The 10913-nt window shown below is 31.9% G+C and carries 12 protein-coding genes; 11 read left to right on the top strand and 1 reads right to left on the bottom strand.

The features are described 5' to 3' along the window. The first annotated feature begins 92 nt into the window (after nt 1-92). From ACNKXV_RS12230 to ACNKXV_RS12185, 10 genes are read left to right on the top strand one after another with little or no spacing between them, the layout of a single operon-like run. Nucleotides 93-956 carry an ABC transporter permease gene (locus ACNKXV_RS12230; RefSeq protein ID WP_417908023.1) on the top strand — a complete coding sequence of 288 codons (864 nt, stop codon included), beginning with the start codon at nt 93-95 and terminating at the stop codon, nt 954-956. Next, on the top strand, nt 957-1829 hold the full coding sequence (locus tag ACNKXV_RS12225) for a beta-1,6-N-acetylglucosaminyltransferase (protein ID WP_417908022.1): 873 nt from the start codon (nt 957-959) through the stop codon (nt 1827-1829). It begins immediately after the preceding gene. Between the two features lie 13 nt (nt 1830-1842). After that, the gene (locus ACNKXV_RS12220) at nt 1843-3099 is read left to right on the top strand and encodes an ABC transporter ATP-binding protein (protein WP_417908021.1); all 1257 of its coding nucleotides are present in this window, start codon (nt 1843-1845) and stop codon (nt 3097-3099) included. Nucleotides 3100-3158: 59 nt separating this feature from the next. Next, nucleotides 3159-3896, top strand: coding sequence for a methyltransferase domain-containing protein (locus ACNKXV_RS12215; RefSeq protein ID WP_417908020.1), 738 nt, complete (start codon nt 3159-3161; stop codon nt 3894-3896). 6 nt (nt 3897-3902) lie between these two features. Then, nucleotides 3903-4574 (top strand): class I SAM-dependent methyltransferase, encoded by a 672-nt coding sequence (locus ACNKXV_RS12210; RefSeq protein WP_417908019.1) that lies wholly within the window; start codon nt 3903-3905, stop codon nt 4572-4574. A gap of 5 nt (nt 4575-4579) precedes the next feature. Continuing rightward, on the top strand, nt 4580-5362 hold the full coding sequence (locus ACNKXV_RS12205) for a glycosyltransferase family 2 protein (RefSeq protein ID WP_417908018.1): 783 nt from the start codon (nt 4580-4582) through the stop codon (nt 5360-5362). Nucleotides 5363-5365: 3 nt separating this feature from the next. After that, nucleotides 5366-6211, top strand: coding sequence for a glycosyltransferase (locus ACNKXV_RS12200; protein ID WP_417908017.1), 846 nt, complete (start codon nt 5366-5368; stop codon nt 6209-6211). Between the two features lie 10 nt (nt 6212-6221). Continuing rightward, nucleotides 6222-6962, top strand: coding sequence for a hypothetical protein (locus ACNKXV_RS12195; RefSeq protein ID WP_417908016.1), 741 nt, complete (start codon nt 6222-6224; stop codon nt 6960-6962). A 7-nt stretch (nt 6963-6969) separates the two neighbouring features. Beyond that, the gene (locus ACNKXV_RS12190) at nt 6970-7920 is read left to right on the top strand and encodes a glycosyltransferase family 2 protein (RefSeq protein WP_417908015.1); all 951 of its coding nucleotides are present in this window, start codon (nt 6970-6972) and stop codon (nt 7918-7920) included. 8 nt (nt 7921-7928) lie between these two features. Then, nucleotides 7929-8876 (top strand): glycosyltransferase family 2 protein, encoded by a 948-nt coding sequence (locus ACNKXV_RS12185; RefSeq protein ID WP_417908014.1) that lies wholly within the window; start codon nt 7929-7931, stop codon nt 8874-8876. A gap of 24 nt (nt 8877-8900) precedes the next feature. On the opposite strand, the gene ACNKXV_RS12180 is transcribed toward ACNKXV_RS12185, so the two are convergent. After that, nucleotides 8901-9848, bottom strand: coding sequence for a beta-1,6-N-acetylglucosaminyltransferase (locus ACNKXV_RS12180; protein ID WP_417908013.1), 948 nt, complete (start codon nt 9846-9848; stop codon nt 8901-8903). 72 nt (nt 9849-9920) lie between these two features. On the opposite strand from ACNKXV_RS12180, the gene ACNKXV_RS12175 reads away from it, so the two are divergent. Then, entirely contained in the window at nt 9921-10907 is a 987-nt protein-coding gene (locus ACNKXV_RS12175) for a glycosyltransferase family 2 protein (RefSeq protein WP_417908012.1), read from the top strand. The last annotated feature ends 6 nt before the right edge of the window (nt 10908-10913 follow it).

Here is a 10913-nt window from a genome sequence, read left to right as displayed (position 1 = left end):
AATCGTTATGCCAAAGGATATTATGGAGCAGCCCCATCGAAAGTATCCCAGCTTAAATTGTCGTGGAAAAAGTTTATGAGGAATTTTGAGTAATGAGAGAAAATGAAGTGAATGATTGGCTATATGAAATAACTCCAAAGCGAAAATTAATAGATCTAAACTTTCGTGAGATATGGAGATATAGAGATTTATTAATTCTTTTTGTTAAAAGAAATATCGTAACGGTTTATAAGCAGACTATTCTGGGTCCTCTTTGGTATTTTATTCAACCTTTGTTTACTGCTGTAACTTTCACATTAGTTTTTAATAATATTGCTAATATACCCACAGGTGAAATACCGCCATTTTTATTTAATTTAACCGGAATTACAGCTTGGAATTATTTTTCACAATGCCTAACTGGTACTTCTAATACGTTTAGGGCCAATGCGGCAATATTTGGTAAGGTTTATTTCCCGAGAGTGATTATGCCCCTTTCTAACGTAATTACTAATTTATTTAAATTTGGAATTCAAATGATTATTTTAGGGATTGCTTATTTCTATGTTTTGTATACTGGGATAAAAGTTAGTCCTAATTTGAACATTTTATTATTTCCGGTTTACATTCTAATGATGGCTACGCTCGGATTAGGTCTGGGAATGATCATTTCGGCATTTACCACTAAATATAGAGACCTTACTGTTTTGGTAGGATTTGCAACTTCTCTGCTTGTATATTTTTCGGCAGTACCCTACCCGTTAAGTGAGGTTTCTGAAAAACTGCCCGAATGGGAATGGCTGGTAAAATATAACCCTATGACCCAGATAATTGAAGGTTTTAGATATATGTTATTAGATACTGGAATCTTTACCTGGGAGACATTTTATTATACTCTTGGAGTTTCTGTATTTACTTTCCTTATTGGATTGATAATTTTTAACCGAACTGAAAAGAACTTTATAGATACGGTTTAAATGTCTAAATTAAAAATAGCTTATTTAATTACTGCTTTTGGTAACTATGAACATTTAAAAAAACTCATTTCTGCTTTAAATGACGGAACGCATGTTCGTTTTTATATTCATATTGATAAAAAAAGCACTATGCCAGCTAATCTTGCCGGTGATAATATTAGGTTCATAAAAAGGAGAAAGGTTTGGTGGGGTGGATGGTCGCATATGGCTGCAATACTAGATTTAATGGAAAATTCTCTGGAATTTAATTCAGATTATCACATTCTACTTAGCGGAGCAGATTATCCTATACGACCTAATTATTTTTTATATGAACAGCTTAAGCAGGGGGGAGAGTTTATTAATTTAATAAAAGGGTTTCATTCCCATAAACCTGAGGATAGAATTAAGTATTATTATTTTGATGCATTCGACAGGAGAGATACGGGAAGTAGAAGAACGCAAATTTTTCGAAAACTGGAAAAATTCTTAAGTAAGTTTTTAATTAAAAGAAAATATCCTTTTAAAGCGATTTATCATGGTTCTACCTGGTGGGCACTTACATCAAATACTGTGATTTATATTTTGGATGAATTAAAGGCTAATCCGGAACTATTGAAATTCTTTAAAAGTTCCTGGTGCCCTGAAGAAAGCCTTATTCCTACAATTATTGGAAATTCGGATATTAAAAACCATTGCCGCAATAATATTACATTTACAGATTGGAGTGTTAAACCAGCTCCCGCAAAAATTAATGAATTTCACCTGGAAATGTTTCGGGATAAAGTGGAGTTTACTAATTTATATGGTTCATATAAACCATTTTTTGCAAGAAAATTCGATAACCAATCGGCAAATTTGGTCTTAGAAATAGATAATACCCTTAGAATTTAACCTATGAATACCTATGTCTAACATAATTTTAAAGGCAGAAAATATATCTAAACAATATAGATTGGGAACTGTGGGTACAGGAACCTTGAGTCACGATCTAAATCGGTGGTGGCATGTAGTAAGAGGAAAGGAGGATCCATATTTAAAAATTGGAGGTGTTAATGATCGCAGCGCAAAAGCCACTGAAGACTATGTCTGGGCTTTAAGAGATATCAATTTTGAGGTGAAACAGGGTGAGGTCCTAGGGATTATTGGGAAAAATGGAGCTGGAAAGTCTACTTTATTAAAAATCTTATCTAGGGTTACCGCTCCAACTACTGGGCGAATACGAACAAGGGGAAGAATCGCTTCTTTGTTGGAAGTAGGGACAGGCTTTCACGGTGAGCTTACGGGTAGAGAAAACATTTTTATGAATGGAGCAGTCCTGGGAATGAGTAAAGCTGAAATAAAAGCCAAATTAGATGAAATTATTGCTTTCTCCGGGTGTGAAAAATATATAGATACACCGGTTAAAAGATATAGTAGTGGGATGACGGTTAGGCTTGGCTTTGCCGTAGCAGCACATTTAGAACCGGAAATTCTGGTAGTAGACGAAGTATTGGCGGTTGGTGATGCCGAATTTCAGAAAAAAGCCATCGGTAAAATGCATGATCTTTCTACCGGAGAAGGTCGAACGGTCATTTTCGTGAGTCATGATTTAAGTGCTGTTAGCACACTTACTAATAAAACTATGGTAATTGATAGCGGGAAGATGTTAACTTTAGAAGAAACTAATAAAGCAATAGCAATTTACTCTCAAAGTCATTTAAGAGAAAATTGCTTTTCACAAAAAGCCTTATTGGATATACCATCAGTTACTAAAGTGGAAATTTTAACTTCAGAAGGAGGTGTTCTTCAAAGAAACAATGGCAGTTTCGTGATTAAATTTGAAATTAATATGCCGAAACAAGATATAAAAAATTTAGCGTTGTCTTTTCAAATCTTGAATCATCTGCAGAGGCCAGTACTGTATGATTATATTTTCGATATAAATACTCCTATTTGTAGAGTTAAAGGTAGAAATATTCTCTCCTTTACTTATCAAAATTTGTCTTTATACAAAGGTCTATATAGTCTTAAAGTTCATTTAGCAGACTCAAAGACTAGAAAAAAAATCCAAGAATTCGATTGTTGTTCCTTTCAGGTCGAAATGATTGATCAAAAAGAACCAGAATGGGGGTGGCAGAAAAACGTTTGTCAATATATAGATAAAGGATTTTGGACTACTTAATTGCAGAAATTATAATTAGTTCCAAATAATTTATTTGTTATCGTAAAAAAGTAAGTTTTATGGGAAACTTAAATGACTATAATAAATATTTCTATGAAAAACAGCTTTTAGAATCAAAAAAATCAGCTGAAGAAATCGTCCCTTTAATAAATAATTGGATTCACCCAACTTCTGTAGTTGATATTGGCTGTGGTGTTGGTGCATGGTTAGATGTTTGGAAAAGACATAATGCTGATATTGAAGTTAAAGGTATTGATGCAAAGTTCGTTGATAAGTCTTTACTTTTGATTGACGCATTTACTGAATTTGAAGAATTTGATCTTAATCTAAATTTATCCCCCAAAAAAAAGTACGATTTGGCCATGTGTCTGGAAGTCGCAGAACATTTGACTGCAACTAGAGCAAATTCTTTTATAAATGATTTAACTCAATTTTCGGATATTATACTTTTTTCAGCTGCTATACCAGGTCAAGAAGGGACAGACCATGTAAACGAACAATTTCTAGATTATTGGATAAAGATTTTTGAAGAAAATGATTATTCATGTTATGATACCTTAAGGCCACTAATATGGGATAAAACCGAGATATCTTGGTGGTTCAAGCAGAATATTGTTTTATTTGTTAAAAATGGAGTGTCTCTGAATATTGATTTAGAAAATATGCAAAGTTTCAATTGTTTTGATTTAGTTAGAAAAGAACTTTTAATTCATAAAACAAATAGGATTGAAAATATTCTTAAACAGCGTAGAAAGAATACTTCCTACATTGTTAGAATTCTCCAAAAATTTTTTTAGAAATTGATGAGGAAGAAAAATTTAAAAAGGTTTACAAACGCCAAAGATGTTGATTTATCTGATCATTATTATTTAGTCTATAAACCATTAATACGTGATATAGTTTACGCTATTGAAAACTATTCTAAAGGTAAAGTATTAGATATTGGTTGCGGTAATAAACCTTATTTATCTTATTTTAATGGCTTTTCAGATGAATATATCGGTTGTGATGTAATACAATCAAGTGAAAAATGTGTAGATATTATTTGTGATGCTACATCTATTCCTTTCCAGGATAATACTTTTGATACCATTATCTGTACTCAAGTTATTGAGCATGTTGACAATCACGAAAAATTATTAAGAGAAATTTACCGTTTGTTAAAACCTAATGGACATATCATATTATCGGGACCAATGTATTGGCACTTACATGAGCAACCATATGATTATTTTAGATTTACTAAATATGGATTTAAATATATTTTTGAAAAACAAGGGTTTGAATTGTTGGAGATTTTGCCGAATGGTGGGAAATGGTCCACTTTCGGCCAAATGGTAATACATACTTTTCCAAAATTCCTAGTGAAATTAAAATCTTTTCGAAGATTAAATAATTTGATTTTTTCATTTCTAGACTCGAAGTATTATTATGATTTTAATACCATGAATTATTTAATAGTTGCAAAAAAATAGCTACGATGCTTAACAAAATAAGCATAATCATTCCTTGCTTTAATTCTGAGAAGACTCTTTATCAAACTCTCGACTCTCTTCTTAAACAAACATTTTCCAATTGGGAGGCTATAATTGTAGACGATGGTTCTATTGATAATACCAAATCTATCTCTGCATCCTTTATTTTAAAAGATAAGCGATTTAAATATTATTACAAGGAAAATAAAGGCTTGGGTAAAGCAAGAAATTATGGGATAGAAAGAGCTGAGGGTGAATTTATATTACCACTAGATTCTGATAATCTTGTTGATAGTGAATTCTGTGAATTGGCTATTGAAATATTTAAATCAAAAAATATTGGTGTAGTACATGGGCATGCGGAACTTTTCGGCGAAAAATCTGGATTATGGCATATTGAAAAATTTAATTTCGAAAAACTTCTTGTCCAAAACTATATCGATGCCTGTGCTATATTTAGAAAATCATTATGGGAGCAAGTGGGAGGATATGATGAAAAAATGCCACACCAAGGGAACGAGGATTGGGATTTATGGCTTTCATTTGGAAGATTGGGAGTTGAGTTTTTTCATCTTGATAAAGTTACATTTAAATATAGGATTAGAACGAATTCAATGATCAGGCAGTATTCCGATGAGATCAGACAAATGAATGAAAATTATATTGCCACAAAATATGCAAAAGAGTATCGCCAAGTTTATTTGAATTATCGTAACCATGAGTTGAGCAGGGAAAATAATCCTTTAGCTAGTGCGATTTTTTATTTTAAAAAATTTTTAAAACTATAATTCTTGTTTTCTATAATTATTTGTTCAATCGATTCAGCAAATTTTGAAAAACTTTCCAAAAGTATATCCTGTACTATAGGAGAAGTAGATTTCGAATTAATAAGAATAGACAATAGAGTGTTGAATTTAAGTATAGCCGAAGCTTATAATAATGGGATAGATAAATCGAAATATCCATTTCTCGTTCTGGTTCATGAAGATGTGATTTTTCATACTAATGGGTGGGGAGAAAAATTGTTAGAAGGCTTTAAGAATCCAAAGGTTGGTTTAATTGGCATAGCAGGCTCCAGGATAAAAGCAAACATACCTTCTGGCTGGTGGAATAATTCTTCTGAACATCTTTACATGAATATTATCCAACACCCAAAGATTGGTAAAAAGCAACTAATTCAGTTTGGTTTTGGAAATGAGAATTTTTCAGAAGTAGTTGTTTTAGACGGGGTTTTTATGGCAGCAAGGAAAACAGAGCAGATCCGTTTTGATGAGACTTTAAAAGGTTTTCATAATTACGATCAAAGTTTTTCACTATCATATAGAAAATATGATTATAAAGTAATGGTGACTAATCAAATTCTACTGGAACATTTTTCAGAAGGAAATAAGAATAAAGATTGGGTAAAATCCTTATTAGCGTTTCATAAAAAATATCGTACTTGTCTCCCTCAAACTGTTGGAAACTATAAAATTGAAAGGAAAGATAAAGCGCATAGTTGCTTGCGTTTAATTTATAATTGCAAGAATAACCATATGAGGTCTATGGCTTTTAGGTACTGGCTGCAATATTTAAGCATGAGACCCCTGGATAGAAGAAATATACAAATGTTGAAATATTTTCTATTCCTAAATTGAATCGAAGAACATGGAAATACTGAACAAATTAAAGGATAAAATTAAAGGATTTGTAGATTCCAGAGTTCAGTCTATTCGAAATAATCAGCAACAACTCCAACAAGCCCAGTTTAGTTATGCACAGATTTCCAATCTATTTTCTAAGGATCATTTTATTCCTTTTTCGGCCTGGGCTATTTCTCCCGAAACCATTCATCATGTCCTTAATGATATTCAAATTAACAAACGCGAATTTATTGTTGAATTTGGAGCTGGTGCCTCTACATTTTATATCGCAAAGTTGATCAAATTACATAATCTTGATGCTCGTTTTAATAGCGTTGAATCAAACCCGGAATGGATAAGTACACTCCGATATCAGTTAAAGGCCTACGGATTAGATGAATATGTGAATTTCATTCAAGTAGACCTAGAACCAATCTCTTCCAATTTTTTATATAAAAGTCAAAAATGCTGGTATGACCTGGAAAAGGTGTCATCTTTAGTCCAGGGGACAAATAAGATTGATTGTATCCTTGTAGATGGCCCCTTTGGCGGAATTACCCCATATGCCAGGTACTCTGCTGTTCCATTTTTAAGGCAAAGATTGGCAGATAATTTCGGGATTTTTCTTGATGATATAGGCAGGCAAGAGGAGTGGGAGATCGCCAGAGAATGGCGAAAATTATTGAATTGCCAGATCCAGTTTCATGGGAAGCATGCTTATTTATTCAGCCATAGTGATTTCGATATTGCGCCCTTAAAAATTTAAAACGAGAGTGAAAGAAGAACTGGTTTCCATTATCATTCCAACTTATAACAGGGCTCATTTAATAGGAGAAACGCTGGATTCAATTATAGCACAGTCTTATAGACAATGGGAGTGTCTTATTGTAGATGACCATTCTACAGATTATACTGAGGAATTATTGCAATTCTATACTACTTCAGATCCCAGAATCAAATACTTTAAAAGACCGGCTAAAAAACCTAAAGGAGCCAATGCGTGTCGTAACTATGGTTTTGAAAAATCGATTGGAGAATTTGTCAATTGGTTTGATAGTGATGATTTGATGCACTCTGAGAAACTTAAATTACAAGTTAAAGCGATTACAAATAAACCATATAATTTCTCAGTATGTCAAATATTAGTATTTGAGAATAGTGATAAAATTAGGGTTAAAACGCGACACCCTAAGATCTATTCTAAGAATGCTTTGGACGACTACATATCTATAAAAATTGTATTCTTAACTCCATCGGTCTTATGGAAACGGGAATTTATAGCAAGTATGGATGTTTTATTCCAAGAAGATTTACAAGCGGCACAAGAATGGGAATTTTTTAGCAGATGCTTATTTAAGAGTCCGGATTACCATTACATAAAAAAAAGTTTAGTTTTTGTTCGACAGCACTTAAATAGTATTTCTTATAGCAATGATGAGCAAAGACATCTACATTATTTTAAAGCAAGAGAAAAGGTTTTTAAATATTTAAAATCAAAAAACTATTTCAGTAAATATCTAAGCAACTATTTCTTGAGTTTCTATAGAATTAATCTATTAAAGGGTGATTTTGTGTGTGCTTTTAAGATATTAAAAAACCAGCTTATAATAGACAAAAAATTGAATCCCGAATATAAATTAAAATTAGTTTTAGCTTTTTTCTCATATTTAATTTTTGGGCGAGGCGAAATATTATTGAAAAATACAAAACCCAATAATTCATAAAAATTTATATGAATGAAATTGTATCGGTCATAATTCCTGTGTTTAATAGATATAATCTAATTAAGGAGACCCTTGACTCTATATTAAAACAGACTTATCAAAATTGGGAATGCATTGTTGTAGATGATCAATCTGAAGATGAGACTTTAGCTGTTCTTAATATCTATAAGAAATCCAAAGCGACCTCAAAATTAAAAATTTACGAAAGGCCTGATCATTACCCTAAAGGTGCTAACTCTTGTCGAAATTATGGGTTTGAAAAATCTTCCGGAGATTATATTATTTGGTTTGATAGTGACGATCTAATGACACCAAATCATATAGAAAAAAAGCTTAGGGTAATTAAAGCAAAAAAGCTGGACTTCATAGTTGCACGTACGCAAAACTTTCAGAATTCAGAATTTCTTGAGCCTTATTTCTATGAAAGGAAAAATTACGGTATTAGAGCTTCCGATTTTATCTTATTAAAGATTCACTGGTATACTTATGATGTAATGTTGAGAAGAGACCTGGCAATGAAAATTAAGTGGAATGAACAAATGAAATCCTGGCAGGATTATAATTACTTCTGCAAAATGCTTCTTATATCGGAAAAAGGTGAATACCTTGATCTTGTACTTACACATAGAAGATTGCATCCAGATTCTATACAAAAATCTCTTACAACAACTATCGAAAACTTTAATCGGGAACTTTTAGAAAACCGACTTTTTACATATTGGGATATAAACAAAGATCTTGATGTTAAGACTCGCATAGAACTTATTTTTGGAATGATGAATATTAGTTTTGAATTAGCTAGACTCAATGAGAAATCCCAATATATTGGTGAGGTTTCTAAAATCGTGAAAATGGAATTAGGAAGAATATCCAAGAATGTTTTTGAAATTGCTTTAATTACGGCACGTATTTCCAGAAAAGGATATTTACTATTAAATAAAGCAAAAGGGAAGTAAAAGAGTAAGATTAATATTAGTTCTTCAAATTAAAAGTTGTTTATCAATTTGGTCTAAAATATCCTCATCTTTTTCAATATCAAATTTCCTAGCGAATAAGTGATTTTTAGAAGCTATTTCTAGCTCTTCGATGTCTTCACAAGTGAAAGTTACTGGAAGAGGACCCGTTCCTCTATTCCAGTTTACATAGGTAATGGATTTCGCGATATTTTTAGTTTTATAGTCCTCAAGATACATAAGGATACTTTGAAAAAAAATTTCATCTGGAATAAGAGTATATTTATGGTAATTTATATAATTGGGATGGTTCTCATTAAATTCTAATATTTTGTGGATAGTTTCTATAGGGAAAGCCCACCATTGTCCACCTCCATAAGGCTCCAAACAAGTTGGGAATTCTCTCCTTTTTAGGGCTTGTACCATATCTTTCCACCTTCCGGTCTTCCTTAAAAAATTCAATTTTCCCAAAGTTTCCTCTGAGTAGAAATCTTTATCGAAAATGGAAGGTAACATAAGAAAATGCTCCCTTTGAGAAGATTTATTGATTTTGTATTTTTTTATACGTGGGATTCCACCTTGATCCCAATTTGGATGTGGCATTTCAAAAAAACTGATGAAATGCATTCCCGTTTTTTTTTGAAAAAAATCTTTGATATAATCTTTAGATTTTAAGGGGTAATCTTGGCCGCTTAAAAGAATGCAATAACCAGTTTTTTTTTCAAGCACAACCTTATGCATTAAATTTAAGGAAGCTTCTACCATACTGATATCTCCCCAGATTATTTTTTTTCTATCTGTTTTACAAATGAAAAAAACATTCTCAAAATTTTGAAGTAAGCTTTTAAAAGTTCTACCTTCTGCAGATGCGTCTATATGGATGAAGAAATTTATTCCAGGTCCTTGAAGTTTCTGGACAAGCCTTTTTACCTGGAAAGGGTTTTTATGAACGAGTATTAGGTAATTTATTTCCAATTTAACTATTTTCCTCTTTTATTGCACTAAGGTTTAAAATACGAATATACTCTTTCAGTTATTAATATTACAATGGACTTAATTTCGGTAATTATTCCGGTTTATAATAGAGCAGAATTTATTGGAGAGGCTATTCAAAGTATTTTAAGCCAGACCTATAAAAATTTTGAGCTTATCATTGTTGATGATGCTTCTACTGATAATACTTTGGAAGTTATTAAACAGTTCAAGGATAAAAGAATCAGGTTATTAAGAAATCGGGATAATTATGGAGTGTCTGTTTCCAGAAATAAAGGAATTTCCAATGCCAAGGGAAGTTTTATAGCGTTTATGGATAGTGATGATATCTCGCTTCCCACTAGGCTTGAAAAGCAAATTATGAAATTTTTATTAGATGAAGATTTGATGGTGTGTGGTACTTGGTTGCAAATGATGAATTCTGAAAAGCTTATTAGACATGCCGAATACCATAATGAAATATCTACGCGATTGCTAATTCATTGCTCATTAAGCATTGGATCAGTGATGATGAAAAGTACTATTTTAAAAGAATTTAAATTAAATCCAAACCTCAAATATGGAGAAGATTACGAGCTCTGGAGTAGAATTTGCTGGAAGGGGAAAATGTTTAATATACAGGAGCCATTGTTGATTTATAGAATTCATAAAAATCAACTTTCAGGAGAAAATAAGTCGAAACAATTACATATGGATGCTGATATTCGATTGTCCTTATTTAAAATGCTCGATTATTGCATAACTGTTTTTCCTGATACCCTTATAAAAAAGGTATTCTTATTCGACCGTTACATTAGTGTATCAGAATTTTCTATGTTTCTTAACTGGCTTAATTCTTTGAAGAATTTAAACAATAATAAGGAAGTCTTTCCTAAGAATGAGCTTAACGCAGTAATAGAAGAAATAAGGCAGGATTTGATTTTCAAAATCTATTATAGAAAGAGCTTTATAGGTCTCACTAAATTTTGGAGAATTAAAGCTCTTAGGCATCTAAGGAAAAAAGAGTCTTTTAAGATAGTTTCTAAAAGAATCAAAATTTAGTAGGGT

It is taken from the genome of Christiangramia aquimixticola (assembly GCF_048285835.1).
Classification (GTDB): Bacteria; Bacteroidota; Bacteroidia; order Flavobacteriales; family Flavobacteriaceae; genus Christiangramia; species Christiangramia aquimixticola.
This window is presented reverse-complemented; position numbering and strand designations above follow the sequence as displayed.